This window comes from Limosilactobacillus sp. DJ3M12, from assembly GCF_947381695.1.
GTDB lineage: Bacteria > Bacillota > Bacilli > Lactobacillales > Lactobacillaceae > Limosilactobacillus > Limosilactobacillus kinnaridis.
The window spans coordinates 41,294-62,922 of record NZ_CANCWY010000006.1; the positions used below are offsets into that span (position 1 = coordinate 41,294).

At 38.9% G+C, this 21,629-nt stretch carries 19 protein-coding genes; all 19 read right to left on the minus strand.

The window, feature by feature from the left end; genetic code table 11:
* Positions 1–22: 22 nt before the first annotated feature.
* Positions 23–961, minus strand: a complete 939-nt coding sequence (deoR, locus tag QOS06_RS05150; protein WP_085679926.1) for a DNA-binding transcriptional repressor DeoR — start codon at positions 959–961, stop codon at positions 23–25.
* A 267-nt stretch (positions 962–1,228) separates the two neighbouring features.
* On the minus strand, positions 1,229–1,939 hold the full coding sequence (deoD, locus tag QOS06_RS05155; protein ID WP_003665392.1) for a purine-nucleoside phosphorylase: 711 nt from the start codon (positions 1,937–1,939) through the stop codon (positions 1,229–1,231).
* Between the two features lie 20 nt (positions 1,940–1,959).
* On the minus strand, positions 1,960–3,258 hold the full coding sequence (locus QOS06_RS05160) for a pyrimidine-nucleoside phosphorylase (protein ID WP_152717481.1): 1,299 nt from the start codon (positions 3,256–3,258) through the stop codon (positions 1,960–1,962).
* Positions 3,259–3,286: 28 nt separating this feature from the next.
* Positions 3,287–4,480: a phosphopentomutase gene (locus QOS06_RS05165; protein ID WP_003670340.1), complete on the minus strand. Its 1,194-nt coding sequence runs from the start codon at positions 4,478–4,480 to the stop codon at positions 3,287–3,289.
* 52 nt (positions 4,481–4,532) lie between these two features.
* Positions 4,533–5,207 carry a deoxyribose-phosphate aldolase gene (gene deoC / locus QOS06_RS05170; protein WP_003665386.1) on the minus strand — a complete coding sequence of 225 codons (675 nt, stop codon included), beginning with the start codon at positions 5,205–5,207 and terminating at the stop codon, positions 4,533–4,535.
* 214 nt (positions 5,208–5,421) lie between these two features.
* Positions 5,422–6,192 (minus strand): DUF1129 domain-containing protein, encoded by a 771-nt coding sequence (locus QOS06_RS05175; RefSeq protein WP_003669675.1) that lies wholly within the window; start codon positions 6,190–6,192, stop codon positions 5,422–5,424.
* Between the two features lie 32 nt (positions 6,193–6,224).
* Positions 6,225–7,322 (minus strand): redox-regulated ATPase YchF, encoded by a 1,098-nt coding sequence (gene ychF, locus QOS06_RS05180; RefSeq protein WP_003670336.1) that lies wholly within the window; start codon positions 7,320–7,322, stop codon positions 6,225–6,227.
* A gap of 83 nt (positions 7,323–7,405) precedes the next feature.
* Positions 7,406–7,603 carry a DUF951 domain-containing protein gene (locus QOS06_RS05185; protein ID WP_003670334.1) on the minus strand — a complete coding sequence of 66 codons (198 nt, stop codon included), beginning with the start codon at positions 7,601–7,603 and terminating at the stop codon, positions 7,406–7,408.
* Between the two features lie 13 nt (positions 7,604–7,616).
* Positions 7,617–8,501, minus strand: a complete 885-nt coding sequence (locus QOS06_RS05190; protein ID WP_085679920.1) for a ParB/RepB/Spo0J family partition protein — start codon at positions 8,499–8,501, stop codon at positions 7,617–7,619.
* Complete coding sequence (locus tag QOS06_RS05195) at positions 8,488–9,258, minus strand: ParA family protein (protein WP_085679917.1); 771 nt, start codon at positions 9,256–9,258, stop codon at positions 8,488–8,490. The genes QOS06_RS05190 and QOS06_RS05195 overlap by 14 nt, the downstream gene beginning before the upstream one ends.
* Positions 9,259–9,270: 12 nt before the next feature.
* A complete protein-coding gene (locus QOS06_RS05200) occupies positions 9,271–10,239 on the minus strand; it encodes a ParB/RepB/Spo0J family partition protein (RefSeq protein WP_085679914.1) in 969 nt (322 codons plus the stop codon).
* A 17-nt stretch (positions 10,240–10,256) separates the two neighbouring features.
* Positions 10,257–10,982 carry a 16S rRNA (guanine(527)-N(7))-methyltransferase RsmG gene (rsmG, locus tag QOS06_RS05205; protein ID WP_085679912.1) on the minus strand — a complete coding sequence of 242 codons (726 nt, stop codon included), beginning with the start codon at positions 10,980–10,982 and terminating at the stop codon, positions 10,257–10,259.
* A gap of 177 nt (positions 10,983–11,159) precedes the next feature.
* The gene (locus QOS06_RS05210; protein ID WP_078009414.1) at positions 11,160–12,044 is read right to left on the minus strand and encodes a 3-hydroxyacyl-CoA dehydrogenase; all 885 of its coding nucleotides are present in this window, start codon (positions 12,042–12,044) and stop codon (positions 11,160–11,162) included.
* Between the two features lie 102 nt (positions 12,045–12,146).
* Positions 12,147–13,055: a ribonucleoside hydrolase RihC gene (rihC, locus tag QOS06_RS05215; RefSeq protein ID WP_035157597.1), complete on the minus strand. Its 909-nt coding sequence runs from the start codon at positions 13,053–13,055 to the stop codon at positions 12,147–12,149.
* Between the two features lie 80 nt (positions 13,056–13,135).
* Entirely contained in the window at positions 13,136–14,341 is a 1,206-nt protein-coding gene (locus QOS06_RS05220) for a NupC/NupG family nucleoside CNT transporter (protein ID WP_283595601.1), read from the minus strand.
* A 940-nt stretch (positions 14,342–15,281) separates the two neighbouring features.
* Complete coding sequence (locus tag QOS06_RS05225) at positions 15,282–16,631, minus strand: amino acid permease (protein ID WP_085679909.1); 1,350 nt, start codon at positions 16,629–16,631, stop codon at positions 15,282–15,284.
* 303 nt (positions 16,632–16,934) lie between these two features.
* Positions 16,935–17,678, minus strand: coding sequence for an amino acid ABC transporter ATP-binding protein (locus tag QOS06_RS05230; RefSeq protein ID WP_078009416.1), 744 nt, complete (start codon positions 17,676–17,678; stop codon positions 16,935–16,937).
* A 1-nt stretch (position 17,679) separates the two neighbouring features.
* Positions 17,680–19,143 carry an ABC transporter substrate-binding protein/permease gene (locus tag QOS06_RS05235; RefSeq protein ID WP_152702434.1) on the minus strand — a complete coding sequence of 488 codons (1,464 nt, stop codon included), beginning with the start codon at positions 19,141–19,143 and terminating at the stop codon, positions 17,680–17,682.
* Positions 19,144–19,412: 269 nt separating this feature from the next.
* Complete coding sequence (gene serS, locus QOS06_RS05240; protein WP_283595598.1) at positions 19,413–20,720, minus strand: serine--tRNA ligase; 1,308 nt, start codon at positions 20,718–20,720, stop codon at positions 19,413–19,415.
* Positions 20,721–21,629: the final 909 nt, after the last annotated feature.

Below are 21,629 nucleotides of genomic sequence, written 5' to 3' on the forward strand. Positions count from 1 at the left end.
TAAATATTTAAATTAATTTAAATTAATTTAAAAAATTAACTAGGCTATTCGCACTCTCCTGATCAATAACCAATGTATTTGCATAACCAGCAGTTAAAACACCATGCACTGCTGGTACCTTAGCAACATTTGCTGCTACTAAAATACTGTGTTTTTTCTTTCGCAACTCTGGGAGCGCAATCCCAATTGTTCGTTGATTAATATCTTCATTTACTATCTGGCCCTTGCTATCAATGAAACGAGAGAAAACATCCCCTACCGCCTCATGTTGCAACGTTAATTGCTCCTGCTTGGTGAAATAACCTAATTTAAATAACAATGCTGAGTCACGTACTGTCCCCACTGTGAAAACAGCGATATTAGACTGCTCCCCTAATTTCAAAATATGTTTGATGTGGGTATCATTAGCAACTAATTCACGTGTCTTTGCATGATCAAAGATAACTGGTAACGGCAAATACTGTGGAACGGTATTAAAAGCATTGGCAAAGATATTAACCGTTTCAAACGCATAATTTCGCGTATTAGTATTTGCCATACTGCCTTTCATTTGAACAACAGTAATATCAGTAACGTCTTTAGGTTTTAAATGCAATCCTACTTGATAGACGGTTTTTCCCCAGCCTAAGCCAATAATGTCTTTATCTTCTACGACTTGTTCGATATATTTAGCACCCGCTGCGCCAACTTCTTCAAGTGGATCATCCGTGCCTGGAACAATAATAATTTTATGCAATGATGGATATTTAGCGAGTAAGTCTACTTCCAACTGGTGAAGCGGAGCAACCGGATTATGAATTTTAATGGTTACTAATCCTCGATCCCGACCAAATTGTAATAATCGTGACACTGTTGCCCGGGAAATATTTAGTTCAGTTGCAATATCGCTTTGGTTCCATCCATCACGATAATATAAGGTTGCTACTTTTAGCGCTAATTCAATCTTATCTTTATCATTCATCTAATTTCCCTCCTTTCCCCATATTAAAGAGGCTGAGAAAAAACTTTTGTTTTTTCAACAGCCTCGTTTTTTATACTAATATTGTTACGATATCGTGGAAATTAACCACAAGGCTAGAGGCTAAGTTCGAACGATAATCAACCCGTGCCGTGCTAATCACCATTCTATCCTTAGCCCACCGCCTTGTCGAGAAGGTTAATTCCCACTCACTTTCATTATCTAAACCACATTTTATTATAAAATTCACTCTCTAGCTTATGCAAGAAGTTACTTTCCAGCAATTGCCGTTTCAAGCGAAATATTAATCATATCATTGAATGTTCGTTCACGTTCTTCAGCGGTTGCTTTTTCGTCACCAAAGATTAAGTCACTAACAGTCAAAACTGAAAGTGCCCGGAAATGAAGCTTAGCCGCTAACAAGTAAAGTCCGGCAGATTCCATTTCTGTTCCTAAAATTCCATAGTCACGAAGCTTTTCCATATCAAGCTCATCATTGTAGAAACGATCGGCAGCAAAGATATCCCCAACTTTTGTTTCAATACCTAATTTACCAGCTACATGATAGGCAGTATCTAACAACTTGAAATCAGCTAATGGTGCGTAATGGAATCCTGGTCCAAATGTATTTACCGTTACCGCTGAATCAGTTGAAGACCCTTGGGCAAGAAGAACATCGCGAACATGAACATCTGGAGCAATTCCGCCACAAGAACCAACCCGGATAATGGTTTTAACACCAAATTCGCGTACTAACTCATTAATATAAATTGACATCGAAGGAATTCCCATCCCAGATCCTTGTACTGAAATACGGTGACCCTTATATTCACCAGTATAACCAAAGGCATTCCGGACTGAATTTACTTGTTTAACATTTTCCAGGAAGTTTTCTGCAATATATTTTGCACGTAGCGGATCCCCTGGAAGTAATACAGTGTCTGCGTAATCACCCATTTTTGCATTAATATGTGTACTCATTGAAATATCCTCCTGTCTTTTTATTCAATAATTTCATGAATTAGCGTCGGTACTTTGCCATCATTACTAATTTTAATACTTTCTCTTAATAACTGTTCTACGTCTGGAATTTCTTGGCGGTTACTATAGATAGTTAAAATTGGTTCGCCATCTTTAACATGGTCACCCAGTTTATGGTGCAATTCGATTCCTACACTATAGTCAAGGGTGTCATCTGCCTTTTGACGACCTCCACCTAATAACATGCTAGCAGTTCCAACTTCATCTGCTGAAAGCTTTGTCAATACGCCATCCCGATCAACCTTGAAAGGAATCTTGTATTTAGCTTGCGGCATTAATTGGTAGTTATCAACAACAGCAGGATCTCCACCTTGTGCTTCTATCATTGCCGCAAACCTTTCCAGGGCTGATCCCTCCTGAATAGTTTGCTCTAACATCTTTCGTGCCTCAGTAGTATTTTGTGCTTTTTCACCCATTACAACCATATAACTACCAAGCGCCAAGACTAATTCAGTAAGATCTTTTGGTCCCTTTCCTTTTAAGACATCAATTGATTCTTCAATTTCAAGGGCATTACCAATTTTATTCCCAAGCGGCTGATTCATATCTGAGATTACTGCCATACACTTTAATCCTGCTTGTTTACCAATCTCAACTAACGCTTTAGCTAGTAGTCTTGATTGATCAAGTGTCTTCATAAAGGCACCAGTACCAGTTTTAACATCAATTACAAGCGCATCTGTTCCAGAAGCAATCTTCTTACTCATAATTGAACTAGCAATTAAAGGAATCGAGTCAACAGTATCAGTAACGTCCCGCAATCCATAAATTTTCTTATCTGCTGGCGCAACCTCACCAGTCGCACCTACAATTGCTAATTTTTCTTTAGCAACTTGATTAATGAATTCATCTTCAGAAAGTTCTACTCGAAATCCCGGAATTGCTTCTAACTTGTCAAGCGTGCCTCCTGTATGACCAAGGCCACGACCTGAAATCATCGGAACCGGAATTCCTGTAGCGGCGACCATTGCTGCAAGTGGCAAACTCACTTTATCACCAACACCACCTGTTGAATGTTTATCAACCTTAATTCCAGGGATTCGGCTCAAGTCTAATCGTTCACCAGACTCCATCATCTTCATTGTTAGGCTCGTCTGTTCTTCTTTGGTCATATCCTGGAAATAGATTGCCATAAGGAGAGCACTGATTTGATAGTCAGGAATCGTTCCATTAACGACGCCATCAACAAAGAATTGTAATTGCTCATCGCTTAGGACTCCGCCATTTCTTTTGGTGTCAATGATATCAACCATTCGCATCGTGTTTCGCCCCTTTCCTTAATTAATCTTAATCGTTACTAATTTCCTTGTAGAAGCTGGTACCTTTTACTGGTTCAACGTTAAAGTTCTCTAAGATAGTTGCACCAAGGTCTGAGAATGTCTTCCGCAACCCAAGGGATTGATTTGGCTTGTTCATTGAAGGAGAGTAAACCAGCAATGGAACATTTTCACGAGTATGATCAGTTCCCTTAAAGCCAGGGTCATTACCGTGATCAGCAGTTACCATTAAAAGATCATCTGGCTTCATTTCATCAAGAACTTTGCCTAGACGCTTATCAAAGTCCATTAATGCTTGACCAAAGCCCTTTGGATTACGACGGTGACCGTACATTGCATCAAAATCAACCAAGTTTGTAAAGCAGAAACCGGTAAAGTCTTGCTTCATTACTTCATCAACATGATCCATTCCGTCCATGTTACTTTCGTTATGGTATCCTTTATCGATCCCTTCACCAGAGAAGATATCATTAATCTTACCAACACCAATTACATCGTACCCTGCTGCACGAAGACGATCCATATCAGTCTCACCAATTGGCTTCAAACTAAAGTCATGTCGATTAGCAGTCCGGGTAAAGTGATCTTTATCGGGACCAACATATGGACGGGCAATAATCCGACCAACAGTATATTCTGGACCATTAACAAGTGTCCGGGCATATTCACAAATCTTGTAGAGTTCCTCAACAGGAATAACATCTTCATGAGCAGCAATCTGCATTACTGAATCACCAGACGTGTAGAGAATTAATTCTCCGGTCTCCATTTGACGTTCACCATAGTCATGAATTACTTCTGTCCCTGAGTATGGCTTGTTAACAATAACCTTTCGTCCTGAGAATTTTTCAAGCTTATCAACAATTTCTTGTGGAAAACCATTAGGGAACGTTGACAATGGCTTCATTACTGGTAAACCCATCATTTCCCAGTGACCATCCATACTATCTTTTCCGGCAGAAATTTCTTCCATCTTACCGTAATCACCAATAGCTGGATCAGCAACTAGAACACCTTCAATCGGAGTATCACGTAAATTACTAATCCCTAATTTACCAAGGTTTGGTAACTTCAAGGCACCTTTGTAATACTCACCAACGTGGCCAAGCGTATCTGATCCAACATCATCAAACTTTGCGGCGTCATGAGCGGCACCTGTACCAACTGAGTCCATTACAATAACAAAAACACGTTTATATGACATTTTCTGACTCCTCCTATTTCTGTAAATTAAGATTAGTAATTAAACTTTATTCTTATTGTTTTGCGGCTTCTTCTAAGATTTGAACAGAAGCGGAAACACCTAAACGGTTAGCACCAGCTTCAATCATATCGTAAGCTTCTTGAAGGCTGTGAATTCCACCAGCTGCCTTAATCTTAAAGTCTGGTCCAACTGCTTCACGCATAATCTTAACGTCGTCTACCTTCGCTCCTGAAGTTGAAAAACCAGTTGAAGTCTTAACAAAGTCAGCATCACCTTTTACAGTAAGTTTACTTGCACGTGCTTTTTCTTCGTCAGTAAGAAGAGCATTCTCAATAATAACTTTAAGAAGTTTACCCTTTTCGTGAGTAGCATCAGCAACCGCTTTGATATCAGCAACAACCGCATCATCATTTCCTGCTTTTAATTCACCGATATTGATAACCATATCAATTTCATCGGCGCCATCTTCAATTGCCTGCTTAGTTTCAAAAACTTTGCTTTCTGTTGAAGTTGCACCGAGAGGGAAGCCGATAACTGTACAAGTGTTAATATCAGTACCTTCTAATCCTTCATGAACTCGCTTAACCCAGTAAGGATTGATACAAACTGAAGCTGTATTGTATTTACGAGCTTCTTCAACTGTCTTATCAATCATTTCGGGGGTAGCTTCTGGTTTAAGCATTGTGTGATCCATGTATTTTGCTAATTGCGCTTGCGTTAACTTCATAATAATATGATCTCCTCTCAACTTTGAATGCGTTTTCATAAGTTTACGTATATATCTTAACAATCCATTGAACATTTGTCCATAGATTTTCAGAAATTTATTTCAAAAAAGAGCAAAATAAAAGGGCGAGAAAAAATTTTCACCTTTTTCTCACCCTTATTTATTTTAATAAGATAACCTGGCAAATAGTTCCGTTGCTAAAATTATTTGCTGGTTAACGTCGTGGCGCACGATTACCGTAAAGGGAACCTGTAACATGAAATTTGGACCTGAAGTACATATCCCCAATGAAAGTAATAACCCCAATGCCAATGTAGACCCATGGATTAAGCCGTGGGTTGATTACATTTGGCAACATACTTACAAGCATGTAAATAATCAACCAAGCTGCTAATCCAGCAACTATCAAAAGGATTCGTTGCCATAATGGCTTCTTACTTACCCGCTTACCGTTCTTATCAATTTGCGGTTGAACTTGGGTAGCCACATAACCAAAAATCAATCCTCCAGTGATCGCCACGATTAAGATTGCAGTAATACCACTGCTTCCAGCATTCTTTGTTTGCATTGCAGCTGGTGATAACCAGAACATTAAGCCAAACATAAAAGTAAAGATACTCAAGAAAATCAGCATATTATCAATTGCTAACAACTTAATTGATTGCTTACTTGCTTCAGCAGGAGTTGGCTTTGGGTTCTTCAATTCTTTAGCATATTCAGTTGGCGTACCAAATAATGCCCGCGCAGTTTGCCCCTTCTTTTGTCCTGCTAGCAATTTATCAATGGTTTCCTTTAGCATCGAGTCTTTCTTATCTGAAGGAACACCGAGACGATCCAACTGTTTATTTAATTGATACATAAAATCTTCATTTTTTCGTGTTAGATCATAGTTGCTAAAGGCATTCCCATTCGCTTGCCGCCGTTCTTTTTCTAATTGTTTTTGACGTTGACCAGCTTGTGCATTCCGTGGTTGTTCTTCACTCACTATAAAACTACTCCTCTCTTAGCTTCAGAAGTTTAAACGTTGAACCGGAATTCAACAATATCACCATCTTGCATTACATAATCTTTTCCTTCAAGACGGAGCTTCCCCGCTTCCTTTACTGCTGATTCAGAACCTAATTCATCAAGATCTTCAAAGCTCATTACTTCTGCTCGGATAAATCCTCGTTCGAAATCAGAGTGAATAATTCCTGCTGCTTGTGGAGCCTTTGTGCCCTTCTTATAAGTCCAGGCCCGCGTTTCAGGACCACCAGCAGTAAAGAATGTTTCAAGACCCAAGAGCTTGTAGGCTGCACGAATCAACCGGTTCAACCCTGGTTCAGTAACGCCTTCCATTTCAAGGAAATCCGCTTTATCTGCTTCATCCATTTCGGCAATTTGTTCTTCAGCAGCTGCTGCAACGCCAATAACTTCTCCGTCATCTTTTACGTGTTCTTTAATTGCATCCATGTATTTGTTGCTATCTGGATCTGCCATATCTTCTTCAGCAATGTTAGCAACGTATAAGACTGGCTTACTTGTTAACAAGAAAAGCCCTTTGACAATCTTTTGTTCATCATCGCTAAAGTCAATTGAGCGAACACCCTTGCCATCTTCAAGAACTGGCTTAATCTTATTGAGTACTTCTAATTCCGCTAAAGCGTCCTTATCACGACCCTTAGCAGCCCGCTGTACTTTTGCCAAGCGCTTATTAACAGCATCTAAGTCAGCCATTACTAATTCCAAGTTGATAGTATCGATATCTTCAATTGGATCCACTTTACCAGAAACACTAGTAATATCATTATCATCAAATGCCCGCACAACATGAACAATTGCATCAGTTTGCCGAATATTTTCCAAGAACTTGTTTCCTAGTCCTTCACCTTTACTAGCACCCTTAACAATTCCGGCAATATCGGTAAATTCAAAGGTAGTTGGGACGATCTTCTTCGCTGGAATTAATTCCTGGATCCGGTCAAGGCGACTATCTGGAACTTCAACCATCCCCACGTTGGGATCGATTGTTGCGAATGGGTAGTTAGCCATTTCGGCACCAGCTTTAGTAATTGCGTTAAAAAGTGTTGACTTACCAACGTTTGGCAAGCCAACGATTCCTGCAGTTAATGACATAAATTGTTCACTTTCCTTTTCAATTAATCATTTATTATTTTAATCTACAATTAGTTATTTGTGATCATCAATCATTAAAAATATTAATCATCTTGATCCGCTTTTTCGATAACCTTTTTTAATCCCTTATCAAATTTTTGACGGGTCATCATGACAATATGACCACATCCTTGGCATTCAATTTTAATATCTGCACCCACTCGTGTAATCTTCCAGCGGTTAGTTCCACACGGGTGAGCCTTTTTCATCATTACAATGTCACCTTTATCATATGCTGTCATGAGTTATTCCTCCTTAATCTAAGGTTATATTTAATAATTCAAGAATTCGAGTAAAGTCTTCATTTGACGTATAAGGTATTTCGATCTTTCCTGCGCCTTTTTTCCGACTTTGCGCGACAGCAACTTTTGTACCAAATTTACTCTGCAACTGTGATTCAGCTTCTCGAATATAGATTGGTTTTCGTTGTGTCCGCCGTTCTTCTTTCTTTTTGGCCGTTCCATTAGTCTGCGTTACAATCTCTTCCAATTGTCGCACTGTAAGATTTTGCTCGACAGCTCGTTGGGCAAGCGGAACAAGTTTTGTCTTATCTTTTAAACCGAGAATTGTCCGTGCTTGACCCATCGATAGTTTGCCAGTATTAAGAAACTCTTTGATCATTTCTGGTAACCCTAGTAATCGCAAGTAATTAGCAATATAAGGCCGACTCTTTCCTAATCTGCTTGCCACCTGTGCCTGCGTTAATGATAATTTATCCATTAACATCTGATAGGCTTGCGCTTCTTCAAGTGGTGTAAGGTCTTCACGTTGAAGATTTTCGAGAACCGCGATTTCCATCATCTGGTCATCGCTCATCTTACGCACAATTGCTGGGATAGTTTTCTGTTTGGCGATCTTAGAAGCTCTAAACCGTCGCTCCCCAGCGATTAGCTCATAACGGTTAATTTTTGGATCCGTTTGCCGCAGAATAATTGGTTGAAACACCCCTGATTTTTCAATCGATGAAGCTAACTCTGCCAACGCCTCTTTATCAAACGTTCGCCGTGGTTGATAGGGATTAGGATGAATTAACGATAACTTGATATCTTGAACCGTTTCATCCGCAAGCTCAGTTACTTCATTTTCCGCAAAGAGGGCCTCAATACCTCGACCAAGCCCACCTTTTTTATTCTTTGCCATGGTTAGCCAACACTTCCTTTGCTAATTGTTGGTAGACGTGTGCCCCCGTTGAATTTTTATCATAATCAATAATTGCTAAGCCGTGACTTGGTGCCTCTGATAAACGGACATTACGAGGGATAATCGTATCATAAACCTGGTCACCAAAAAACTTTTTGACCTCAGAATTTACCTGTTGTCCAAGATTTGTGCGCCGGTCAAACATTGTCAAAAGAACCCCTTCAATCTTAAGTTGCGGATTGAAGTGTTTACGAACAAGCTTGATGGTATTTAAAAGCTGACTTAAACCTTCCAATGCATAGTATTCACTTTGGACAGGAATCAGAATTGAGTCACAAGCAGTAAATGCATTAATCGTCAGGAGCCCCAGGGATGGTGGACAATCGATTAAAATAAAATCATATTCTTGACGAATTTCCCCAAAAGAATCCTTAAGCCGTGTTTCTCGGGCCATTAAATTAGTTAATTCTACTTCAGCCCCAGACAAGGCAATCGTCGTTGGAGCAATGTCAACTCCCTCGTGACTTGTCTTTTGAATAACATCCTCTAATGGCACTTCATTAATTAAAACATCATAAATACTTTGCTTAATATTCTGTTTTTCAACGCCCAAACCACTCGTTGCATTTCCTTGAGGATCAAGATCAATTAATAAGACGCGCTGTCCAGTCTCAGCTAAGCATGCACCCAAATTAACACTCGTTGTTGTTTTACCAACACCGCCTTTTTGATTTGCAAGGGCAATTACAGAACCCATTTTTTGGCCTCCCTACTGTTTCTTCGGAATCTCAATTGTTAATTGATAAGTATCACCGTTTTCCTTCTCATGCATTTTAATTTCAAAGCCTTCATTTGTCGCCAGCTTAATTGACTTTTTAATCGTATTTAAAGCTAAACGCGCATCATTAGCCTGCTGAGTTTTTTTGCTTCGGGCCTTCTTAGCTGTCTTTCGTTTAGGAGAGCGCCTCTTTTCTGCAGGCTTTTCTACTGGTGCCTCTTCAACGTCTGCTGTTTCTTCAGCATGATCCTCAATAGAAGCTAATTCTTTGCGCTTAGCGGCTGCTTTTAATTCTGCAATTTCTGAAGGTAACGGACGCCCTAATAAGCGAGCAACTTCATCTTCTGTCTGCCGAACTGTTAGCCGTTCATTAACAATCCGCATTAACATATCACGTTGTTGTTTTTCATCTAAATCTAATAATGCTCGACCATGACGTTCCGTAATCCGGTGATCTAAAATAGCTGTTTGGACTGGGGTGATCAGACGCAGCAACCGTAATTTGTTAGCAACAAAGGACTGACTCTTACCCATTCCCTTTGCTAATTGCGATTGGGTAAGATGGTTCAGATCCATTAATTGTCGGTAGGCCTGCGCTTCTTCGACTGAACTCAATTGCGACCGTTGCAGATTTTCAATGAGGGCAAGTGAAGCCGTCTCTTGATCACTCATCTTTTCAATTATTGCTGGCGCTTTTTCCCACTTCAAGAGCTTCATCGCCCGGTATCGACGTTCCCCAGCAATAATCTCATATTTTGCTGGTTCGTATTCACGTAAAACAATTGGTTGTAACAACCCATGTTCGTCAATTGTTTGTGCTAATTCACGGATACCGTCTTGATCAAATACCTTCCGTGGCTGGTAACGATTAGGAATAATTTGATCAATTTTTACTTCTACGACCTTATTTTTTGTATTATCGGAATTATTTTTTCCAATGCCAAATAATGAAAAAGCCATACTTTCAACTCCTTATCTTATTGAATTGGTTTTTTGCTTGGTAATCCTGGACGACGTGGGTATTTATTAGGGGTCGCCTTTATCTTATCAATCACAATAATATTACGTTCTTCATCAGTTTCCAGTAAAGTCAATGTCACCGTTTTTTGAACTTTTCCACCAAGCTGTTTAATTGCTGCCCCACCTTGTTGAAGTTCTTCCGGAGCTGCACTTGCCTTATAAGCAATGAATTCCCCGCTAATTTTAGCGGCAGGCAAGCATAATTCGCTTAAAACTGATAGGCGGGCAACTGCACGGGCGGTAACAATATCGAATTTCTCCCGATATGGACTGTTCTTGGCACTAAAAGTCTCTGCTCGATCATGGATCAATGTAACGTCGGTTAAACCGAGCTTGGCAACTAAGGATTCAAGAAAAGCAATCCGCTTATTTAACGAATCGACAATCGTTACCTTTAATTGTGGAAAAGCGATCTTCAACGGTAAGGAAGGAAAGCCAGCCCCCGCACCGATATCACATAATGTCAGTTCTTCGCTCTCTAAGCGTGGTTCAGCAAACGCTCCTGTAATTGAGTCATAAAAATGCTTTAAATACACTTCATCCTTTTCAGTAATTCGTGTCAAATTTACATGTTCATTAGTTTCAACTAATAATTGATAATAGTCAGCAAATTGTTGCATTTGTTCTGCTGATAAGCTGATACCATGATCAGCTAATGCTTGTTGAAATTGTTCAGGATTCATTTATTAGGTCTCCTTTCGTGAAACATTTTTTGTTTCACGTCTTCTACTACTGTACCGTAATTTTGCCATTGTTGCAACCGGATTACGTGAAAATTGGAGCGCAAAATAAGGGAGTAAGATAGCAGTCACGAGTGACTTTTATCTTGCTCCCCTTCCTAACGTTTTCAATACTTAATCTTAATGCTTCAGAAAATCTGGATCCATGAAAGCTGGATTGGGATAATTGTAAAATCCTTGTCCCGATTCTTTTCCTTCGTGCCCTTCTTGAATCATCTGTTCCATCTTATCGGCAATTTCCTTATGACTTTCATCCTTAGTCTGGGCATAGGCATTCCGTTCAATTTGCGCTGCCGTCCGTAAACCAACCATGTCTAAAATACCAAATGGTCCCATTGGTGCACCTGTCGAAATCATCCAATCCTTATCAATCATCGTTGGATCAGCAACTCCTTTAGCCCATAAGCTAAGACCAGATGCAAGTAACGGAATCAAAAGGGAATTCAGAATATACCCGTGTTGTTCTTTATTAAGAATAACAGGAACCATCTTTATTTCCCGAGCAAACTTTGTAGCTTCTTCAATCACCTCTGGACTTGTTTGGGAGGTGCCCATAATTTCGACCACATTAAATTTCCAAATTTGGTTAGCAAAGTGCATATTAAGAAATTTTTCTGGCCGATCAGTATAAGGAGCTAGTTGGCTAGGGATAAATGTAGAGGAGTTGCTAGCAAAGATTGTTTTTTCAGGGGCTAATCCTGAAACCTCTTCGTAAAACTGTTCCTTTAACTCTAACGATTCTGGTAAAGCTTCAATCATTAAATCAGCATCTTTAACTGCAATCGCAATATCATCGGTAATAACTTTAATATTATCAAGGCCCTGTTGAAATTCCTTATCAGTCAAATGCAAGTCACGTTCATAATCACTTTTCAACGCCTTAATCCGTCGTTCAGCGGTATCAATATGGTGGTTATATACACTAACATTAAAGCCAGATAAAGCCGTTTGATATGCAATCTGACTACCTAATACACCAGCGCCAGCAATCATAATATTCTTCATTTTGCATTTCCTCCTTACTTTAACTACTATTATTATACTGTAAAGCGCTTACACAAGAAAGTAATAAAAAGAGCCGAAAGCAAGCTCTCAGCTCCCAGTATCTTATTTCATTTTGCTTACTTCTTCTAAGAACCACTTATTGAAGTATTCAGCATCAATGTCTAAGCAAACTTTTGCGTTGGTCTTACCATCATGATAAGCAGCACGAATGTCACCAACAGTAGCACCGATGGCCGGACCATCCGTTTGAATATCAACCCACATATCCTTTGTAGTAAATGCTTCTGGATGAAGAAGGTAGAAGATAGTATTAACATCGTGCATTGGACGACCTTGATCATTACCATCATTATAGTGCGTAATTAATCCATGCAACATTTCACCAGTCTTATTAAGGCTACCGAGTTTTTCAATTGTATCAGCAGTCAAGAGCGCCTTTAAGGTAACATCTAATCCAACAGTTACAATTGGAACACCTGCATTGTACATAATTTTAGCAGCGTCTGGGTCGGTGAAGACGTTAAATTCGGCAACACTGGTCATGTTACCACCGGAGAACGAACCACCCATCGCAACGATTTGCTTAATATGACTCTTTACTTCTGGGTATTCGCTAAAGAGTAATGCAATGTTAGTGTATGAACCAGTTGGCACCAGGATGACTTCATCTTCAGCCATGATTGCGTCATGAAGCGCTTCAACAGCAGTCTTATCAAGTGGCTTACCATAGTCGTCACCGAAATCATAACCAGGCATTCCCGATTCACCATGAATTCGAGCAGCATCTTCAAAAGGCTTAATCAATGGTTGCTTGGCACCCGCGGCAACTGGAATATCCTTACCAAAGAAGTGAATAATCTTCAAGGCGTTGGCAGTCGTCTTATCAGCAGTAACGTTACCGGCAACTGTAGTAACTAATTTCAAGTCTAATGATGGGTCATTAATAGCCATTGTTAAAGCAGCTGCGTCATCAATACCTGGATCAGTATCCATAATAATCTTTGTAGTCATAATTTTATCTCCTTTTTATCGTGCAAGCGTTTTCGAATTTGATGTTGAAAAAAGCAGCCTTCCCAGCTGCTTTTTCATTTCTACCAAACAAAGAGACCAACAAATGCAGCTGATAATAATGAAACCAAAATACCAGAAAGCATTAAGTAACCAATGTTTGAAGCGATGTAATCGTTGTTTTCTTTGTCAACTAATCCCTTGAAGGCACCAATAATCATACCTAAAGTACCGAAGTTGGCAAATGAAGTTACGAAGACAGTCAAGACAGCCCGCAAGTGAGGTGCGTAACTGTTGATTTCACCAGTAACTTTACCCATAACAACGAATTCGTTAGTAATCAATTTCATACCCATATCTTGGGAAAGCATCCATGCTTGGTGAACAGGTAAACCAAGTAACCATGAGAATGGGAACATGATAACACCTAAGATACTTTCAAGTGAAAGGTCCTTCCAGAACAATGCTAAGATAGCATCGATCAAGGCTGCCAAAGCAACAAAGGCAACAACGTTAGCAATGATGATAAGGATTAACTTACCAGCACCTAAAATTGAGTCTCCCAAGAAACTGAAGAATGGTTCACGCTTATCAGAGTCAACTTCAGCACCAACCTCTTCGATGGTGTCATCTTCAGCTGGAACCTTAACAGGGTTTAACATACTTACAGCAATCAATGAGTTAATAATGTTAATTGGAACAGCAGTCAGAATATATTGTCCTGGCATCATTTCAATATATGCACCAAGAATTGAAGCAGTAACACAAGACATTGACATCATGGCAATCGTCAAATTACGTTCCTTGTTCATGGCACGTAATTGCATACCAGAAATAGCCAAAACTTCGGTGTTACCTAAGAACATCATTTCTACAGCAAAGAATGATTCAAACTTAGGTTCACCAGTAATGAATGAAAGTCCACGTCCGATCCACTTAATAATCCATGGTAATACACCAATATAGTTTAAGATATCGAACAATGGAACAATCATAAGGATTGGCATCAATGCAGAACAAATGAAGTTAAGGTTCTTTGGTGTGTACCAATCACCTAATGCAAACACAGTTCCTTTTGCAGAGACGTTAACAATCCAAGCAAAACCATCAGCGGCCGCTTTAACCCCAGCACGACCAGCTGCTGAACTTACTAGGAACCATGCTAAAAGTAAGTTCAATACTACCATGATTCCTACAGTCTTCCAGTTGATTTCCTTTCGATTCTTGGAGAAAAGCCATCCAATTCCAAGAAAGACAATCAACCCAATAATGTTGATAATAAGATACATAGACATGGCTGTGTACCCTCCTTAAATAGAATATTCGTTAACAGCCGTTCCAAATTAAGATAATATAATTGCAGTTGTGGCGAGTTAACTACTTAAGAATATCTTTAAATTTGCTTCCTGTAAAGCGCTGTTTTGTAGACAATTTGTGAATTTTTATCATTTTTTAAATTATAATTTTACAATTCATTTATTTTATTAACTTTTCAGCTTTTTAAAATTTCACAAAGTTTTCCAGAACTTATGAAAGCGTTATCATATGTTAGTAAAAAGAAACGGAAAGTTACACGTGGCAAATCGTCTTTGCTATGTGTCTTTCCGTCGCCTCTGCCAAGGTTTTCTATTATACTCAATTAAAATCAATTGAGCAAATGTTCAAATATTTAGAGAAGTAATTTACAGTTTCACTAACTTTAGTATTTCCCAGGAAATAACATAAAATATTTAGGGGTTAAACTGGCAGAAGCCCGGGACGTTTATCAAAATAACATTCCGGGCTTCTCAACCATGAAGAAGTGGGAAGAAAGGCCGAGTATTATTATTTTTAATTTTTGGTAACTTATCTATCTGCTTAATACGAGGAACTTAAGCTTATCATTATAGGTTCGTTGTAGATATGGCCACTAATTACTTTTTACGGAAACTAAAGCGTTTCATGTGGAGTGGGGTGTTGGTATTTTCATGCAAAAAGTCTAATTAACGTACTTCAAAGTAGTTTTATTATGAGAAGATGTTTGTTAAATTCGGCCTTCTATCTTTCCACACTTTCAGTATAATCCCTCCCCAACAAAAAGACAATTAAACCGCGTCACACCGGAATTTAGATCTCCTCCAACTATTAAACAAAACCTTCTTTTCTATTACTTTTTAGCTCTCTCTTAAACTATTCATTATCAAATGCAAAAGAAAAGAGACTCAAAATTTTCGAGTCTCTGCCAAGTTTTTAATTTTTCTTCTTCAAAAATCCATAACCATAAGCAAGCAATGCAAAAATTACGATTGAAAGGATTAATGGAATTCGTGTTGAATCAATAAAGAGTAAAATCACTAGAACTGCCAAGAAGAAAATAATTGTTAACCAACTAGTAATCGGATATCCTGGCATTCTGAAGTTTGCAACTCCCTTAGGATTTTGTTGTCGGAACTTAATATGTGCAATCAAAATAATGATCCACGTAAAAATAAATGTAATTGTTGAAATTCCAGCAATCACATCGAATATTCCCGCTGGCATAATATAATTCAAGATAACTGTGATAAAAAGAATCAATGAAGAGAAAGTTAATGCATGATTAGGAACTGCCTTCGCGCTTAATTCACCAAAACGTTTTGGTGCGTTCCCGCTTCGAGCTAATGAGTAGAGGGAACGACTAGTACTAAAGATCGCACTGTTAGTTGCAGACATTGCAGCTGTCAAAACCACAAAGTTTAAAATCGCAGCTGCTCCTGGAACACCGATTGCTGCAAACACTTGAACAAACGGGCTAGAAGTAGTCTTAATATGGAACCATGGGTAAATTGACATCATCGAAATCATTGATCCGATATAGAATAAACCAATCCGGACTGGTAAGGTATTAATCGCCTTCGGAATATCTTTATCTGGATTCTTAGTTTCTCCAGCTGTCAAACCGACCATTTCAATTCCCACAAAGGCAAAAACTACCATTTGGAAAGACATTAAGAAGCCCATCGGACCAGTAGCGAAAAAGCCCCCCTGGTTAACTAGGTTTGAAAGAGTTACCGGCCGTCCTTCAACATGACCATGCATCACAAGTAAGACCGCGCCAACTGCTATTAAGGCTAAAATTGCAATCACCTTAATCATAGAGAACCAACTTTCTAGTTCACCAAACAGCCCAACGTTTACCATGTTTACTAACATCAATAAAATAACAATAATTAATGGACCAACCCATTGTGGTAAATTAGGAAACCAATATTTCAAGTAAATACCAGTAGCAGTAAGATCTGCCATTGCTAATGTTAGCCAACATGCCCAGTACATCCATCCAGCAACAAATTCCATTCGGTCACCAAGATATTCCTTAACCGAATCAATAAATGAATGTTTTGAAGTATCAGCTAAAATAAGTTCCCCTAACGCCCGCATCATAAAGAAGCAAAAGATACCGACGATCAGGTATGAAAGAATGATTGATGGACCTGCTTGGTGAATGGCTGTTCCTGATCCAAGAAAAAGACCGGTCCCAATAGCTCCACCAATAGCAATCATCGTCACATGACGACTTTTAAGCGATCGTTCTAACTTCTGTTGTTGTTTTTCGTCCATAATATGCCTCCTTAAAAATTTAGTTAATAACAAAAACGTTTTCTTAAACAAATAAAAACGTCCCTGGTAATCATCTACCAGGGACGTTTTTTAACGCGGTTCCACCCATCTTTATAGCTCACATTTGCGAACTACCTCTCGGTTGATAAGGAAACTACTCCATTTCAAACGCTCATGCCATTTAATTGGATCCAACTTTCAGCAAATGCTAGATTCTCTGTCAACCAATTATTAGAAGTTACTCATTATTATAATGATTATTCTAGCTTTGTCAAATTTAAATTACTAAAAGTCAGTCGATAATTAAATATTTAGCACTTTATCCAAGAAATTCTTCGTATCTGGATGTTGTGGATTATCAAAAATCTCTTCTGGGGTGCCTTGTTCCCGAATATCACCATTATGGAAGAAGATCACCCGATCAGCAACTTGCTTAGCAAATCCCATTTCGTGAGTTACCACGATCATGGTCATTCCCTCTTGCGCTAACCGTTTCATTACTTCCAAAACATCCCCTACCATTTCAGGGTCAAGGGCACTCGTTGGTTCATCAAAGAGCATTACATCCGGTTTCATTGCAAGGGCACGGGCGATGGCTACCCGTTGCTTTTGACCTCCAGACAGCTTGGTTGGATCTGCCCCCGCTTTATCAGCTAGCCCAACTAAGTCAAGATAGTGCATCGCGTCCTTTTCTGCCTCTTCCTTGGTCATCTTGCCAAGTTGAACAGGTGCCAAAGTGATATTCTCCAAAACATTCATATTTGGAAAGAGATTAAAGTGCTGAAAAACCATCCCGATATTTTCCCGAACCTTATTAATATTTACTTGCGGATCAGCAATATCGTAGCCATCAATATAAATATGGCCGCTATTTGGTTCTTCAAGCTTATTAATGCAACGAAGAAAGGTACTTTTACCCGATCCTGATGGTCCAATCATGCAAACCACCTCATTGGGTTTTACGTCCAAGCTAATACCCTTCAGCACTTCATTACTTCCATAACTTTTGTGCAGATCTTTTACTTGTACTTTATAGTTTTTATCCATATTAGCCCATCCTCTTTTGTACGTAGTTTGATAACCAAGTCAACAGGGTAATGATAATGATATACATCGTCCCAATAATTAACCACATCTTAAATCCTTCCATGTTCTGGGAAATGATAACAGTCCCCGTTTGTGTAAGTTCCATTACACCGATTGCGGAAAGAATTGAAGTATCTTTCAAGGTAATAATAAACTGGTTAACTAACGAAGGAATCATTAACTTAAATCCTTGGGGAGCAATAACCTTAATCAAGGCTTTACTATATGGCAACCCTAAGCTCCGCGCTGCTTCCCACTGTCCAATATTAACAGATTCAAATCCACCTTTAACAATGGCTCCAATATAGGCCCCTTCGTTAAAAGTCAAGGTTAAGATTCCTGCCAAGAATAATGGAACTTTATGGCCAATAACATTTGGAATCCCCATGTAAATAAAGAAGGCTAAAACAATCATTGGAATACCACGGAAGATATAAATCAGGGTACTAGAAACAGCATTGGCAAATTTGTTTTGTGCAATACCTAATACACCTAGAATTACTCCAAAAATCATCGCAAAAATAATGCCGACAACGGTTAATTCAATTGTCATCCATAATCCACGAAGCAAGGCAGGATAATTGGCGCGGATTAATCCCAGGATTGTCCGATCAGTCGCACTGTCCTTCGTTGTTTTGTCACTCTTAGTATATTTATCAATGATTTGATCCATTTGACCAGTATCTTTTAGCCATTTGATCCCATCATTCATCTTTTTCTGTAATTCTAAGTTCTTGCCCTTTTGATATCCAACGGCAACTGGTTGCGCATCAATTGGCTTCTTTGTCACAATCTTAAGTGGGACACCTTCTTTAATTCCGTATTCAAGAACAGGGCCATCATCAAAAGTAGCTGCTGTATTCCCAGTCTTCACATCATTCCACATCGTATTTGAGGAATCAAAGTAGCGAATTTTGTAACCATATTTCTTTTGGTTGTTCTTCAAAAATAATGCCGCACTCGTTCCTGACTTAGCCGAAACTGTTTTGCCTTTTAATTGGCTCATCGACTTAATATTGCTATCTTTTGCAACAGCCATAACAACCCCACTAGTATAGTAAGGTGTTGAAAAATCATACTTTTCTTTCCGTTCATCAGTAACGCTCATTCCGGCAATTACTGCATCAACTTGTCCTGCTTCAAGAGCTTGTAAGTCACCATTAAAGCTCATTGACTTCAGTTCATACTTAAAATGCTCATGCTTAGCAATTTTCTTAAGCATTTCAATTTCAATCCCAGGATTCTTTCCTGAGTACCCACCTTTACTATCTTGAATTTCAAAGGGTTCAAAGGTGTTATTAGTTGCAAACGTATAAGTCGGTTCGGCAGCAGATACCTGCTGAGGCTCAACCATTTGCCACCCCACTACAATTCCAAGAACTGCAACAATGGTGATGATCATATTTTTTATCTTGCTGCTATGCATCTGCACCGACTCCTTTTTAATCAAATTTTAACGTTGATACTACTTTATCATCGCTAGAAAACAAAATAAATATTCTTCACCAAAGTTTGTGTTTATCCAAGATGTTAGCGTTTTAAACAATAATTTTTAAAGAGAGTAACCAGCGATAAGTTAATTTTATTAAGTATAATTTATTTATTTTTCACTTTTTCTTAGATTTTTTTTAATCAAAAAAAGAAGCTCAGATTTAGCAATCCGAACTTCTTTTTAAAAACTGTCTTCTATATATCTTATTTATTAACTTTATTACGGAAAGGAACCGCATTTTCCTTAGTAATCTTAGTAACACCATGCATGTATGGTACCAATACTTCTGGAATCGTTACGGAACCATCAGCGTTTTGATAGTTTTCCAAGATAGCTGCAACTGTCCGACCAACGGCTAAACCAGAACCGTTAAGTGTGTGAACATATTGTAACTTACCATTTTCATCCCGGTATTGTGTGTGCATCCGCCGTGCCTGGAAGTCCAAGCAGTTTGAACAACTTGAAACTTCACGATACTTATTTTGTGCTGGCATCCACAATTCAAGATCATGGGTTTCAGATGCAGTAAAGCTCATGTCACCAGTAGTTAAGGTAATAACATGGTATGGCAAGTTTAACTTCTTCAAGATATTTTCAGCGTTAGCCGTCATCTTTTCAAGTTCATCCCATGAGTTCTCTGGCTTAGTGTATTTAACCATTTCTACCTTATTGAATTGGTGCATCCGGATCAATCCTCGGGTATCACGACCCGCTGCTCCCGCTTCAGAACGGAATGACGGTGTTAAAGCAGTAACGTAAACTGGTAATTCTTCAGTTGGGATAACTTCGCCACGGTAGTAATTAGTCAATGGAACTTCAGCAGTTGGAATCAAAGTCATATCCTCACCGTTAACTTGGTAAACTCCTTCTTTGAACTTAGGGAATTGACCAGTACCGTACATTGAATCAGCATTGACGATATATGGTGGTAAGACTTCGGTATATCCTTCCTTCATGTGTTCATCAAGCATGAAGTTGTAAACTGCTCGTTCAAGCTGAGCACCAAGCCCTAAGTAGTAGACAAAACGCGCACCAGAAACCTTACCAGCGCGATCAAAGTCTAAAATACCAAGATTTTCACCAATATCCCAGTGATGCTTAGGCTCAAAATCAAAGTCGCGAACCTTACCCACTTTCCGTAATTCAACGGCACCGTCTTCCGTTAAACTAACTGGAACACCATCGTGAGGAACATTCGGAAGATGAGCCATCTTATCATGGAGTTCAGCATCATTTACTTCAAGTTCAGCGTCCAATTCCTTGATCTTATCACCAAGTTCACGAGTTTCCTTAATGGCAGCATCGGCAGATTCACCATTACGCTTAGCTTCTCCAATCTTCTTTGATGCTTCATTACGTTGCGCCTTCATTGTTTCAGTTTGTTGGAGCAATTCCCGTCGCTTCTTATCTAACGCAATAACTTCATCAATTTCTTCTGGTTTTACACCACGCGTAGCTAACTTTTCCTTATAAAAATCAGGTTCTTGACGAATCTTTTTAATATCTAACATCGTATTTCCTCCTAATTATATAAAAAAGAGCCATTCCATCCTTTATATTTTGGGACGAAATGGCTCTAGTTCCGCGGTACCACCCAAGTTTGACTATCTTTAGTCACCCTTCGAAGTAGATAACGGCTACTATCCGTGCAGAATTACCTGCCCACATATTTTTGCACCGGAGTTTCGGTCGACAGCTCTCACCATCCGCTGCTTCTCTGAACAACCTACTTGAAATGCATTCGTGTTTTCTATTTTGCAATTATCTTATTACACTTTTCCTAATTTATCAATTGAATTTTTGTTTAAAACAAAAAAGGATTTTCACTTCTGAAAATCCTTTTTTGGTTAGTTTACGCACAACTAACTTTGGTGATAAATCCACCATTCAACATTTAAAACCTACCACCAAGCGGCTTACTACAGTAGGCTAGCACATTTACCATACTGTTGTAATTTCTGTGCCGACTTTTGAGGTATCACTAGTACTAGGTGTACTGTTGAATCGTTGTTTAGCACAATTGTCATGAACAGTAAAAAACTTTTAGTAGCAAATACACTTATATGATAAAACTAAACTGTTATCTGCTTATTGCTGTTGGCGTAGACAATAAGACTTTTAAGTTATCTGGGGGAGATATTGCTACTCATGCTTAAAGTTAAGTATTCGGGGGGGTTCTTATAAGCATTATCATTCTACCGTTTGACAAATTTATCTAAACAGCGTTCAACCATTTATGATACCTACTATATAAGGCTATAAACCTTATATCTATTAGGGAGTAGTAGTCGCAACAAACAATGCACAAAAATTGTTGCTTAACACTTAATAACTTGGCTTTACCACTATCCAGTCAAGCGACAGCTACTATTATAATTAGCCTAAATAGGCATCGGGGGTCGCCTCTTTAAGGTTATCAT

Bases quoted from the DNA above. Each gene is read 5' to 3' on its own strand.
- QOS06_RS05200 (WP_085679914.1), bottom strand. From the start codon at position 10,239: ATGGCTTTTTCATTATTTGGCATTGGAAAAAATAATTCCGATAATACA.
- QOS06_RS05235 (WP_152702434.1), bottom strand. From the start codon at position 19,143: ATGCATAGCAGCAAGATAAAAAATATGATCATCACCATTGTTGCAGTT.
- QOS06_RS05230 (WP_078009416.1), bottom strand. From the start codon at position 17,678: ATGGATAAAAACTATAAAGTACAAGTAAAAGATCTGCACAAAAGTTAT.
- QOS06_RS05185 (WP_003670334.1), bottom strand. From the start codon at position 7,603: ATGACAGCATATGATAAAGGTGACATTGTAATGATGAAAAAGGCTCAC.
- QOS06_RS05195 (WP_085679917.1), bottom strand. From the start codon at position 9,258: ATGGGTTCTGTAATTGCCCTTGCAAATCAAAAAGGCGGTGTTGGTAAA.
- QOS06_RS05160 (WP_152717481.1), bottom strand. From the start codon at position 3,258: ATGCGAATGGTTGATATCATTGACACCAAAAGAAATGGCGGAGTCCTA.
- rsmG (WP_085679912.1), bottom strand. From the start codon at position 10,982: ATGAATCCTGAACAATTTCAACAAGCATTAGCTGATCATGGTATCAGC.
- deoR (WP_085679926.1), bottom strand. From the start codon at position 961: ATGAATGATAAAGATAAGATTGAATTAGCGCTAAAAGTAGCAACCTTA.
- rihC (WP_035157597.1), bottom strand. From the start codon at position 13,055: ATGACTACAAAGATTATTATGGATACTGATCCAGGTATTGATGACGCA.
- deoD (WP_003665392.1), bottom strand. From the start codon at position 1,939: ATGAGTACACATATTAATGCAAAAATGGGTGATTACGCAGACACTGTA.
- QOS06_RS05165 (WP_003670340.1), bottom strand. From the start codon at position 4,480: ATGTCATATAAACGTGTTTTTGTTATTGTAATGGACTCAGTTGGTACA.
- QOS06_RS05210 (WP_078009414.1), bottom strand. From the start codon at position 12,044: ATGAAGAATATTATGATTGCTGGCGCTGGTGTATTAGGTAGTCAGATT.
- QOS06_RS05225 (WP_085679909.1), bottom strand. From the start codon at position 16,631: ATGGACGAAAAACAACAACAGAAGTTAGAACGATCGCTTAAAAGTCGT.
- deoC (WP_003665386.1), bottom strand. From the start codon at position 5,207: ATGAAGTTAACGCAAGCGCAATTAGCAAAATACATGGATCACACAATG.
- serS (WP_283595598.1), bottom strand. From the start codon at position 20,720: ATGTTAGATATTAAAAAGATTCGTCAAGAACCTGATTTTTATAAGGAA.
- QOS06_RS05190 (WP_085679920.1), bottom strand. From the start codon at position 8,501: ATGGCAAAGAATAAAAAAGGTGGGCTTGGTCGAGGTATTGAGGCCCTC.
- QOS06_RS05220 (WP_283595601.1), bottom strand. From the start codon at position 14,341: ATGTATCTTATTATCAACATTATTGGGTTGATTGTCTTTCTTGGAATT.
- ychF (WP_003670336.1), bottom strand. From the start codon at position 7,322: ATGTCATTAACTGCAGGAATCGTTGGCTTGCCAAACGTTGGTAAGTCA.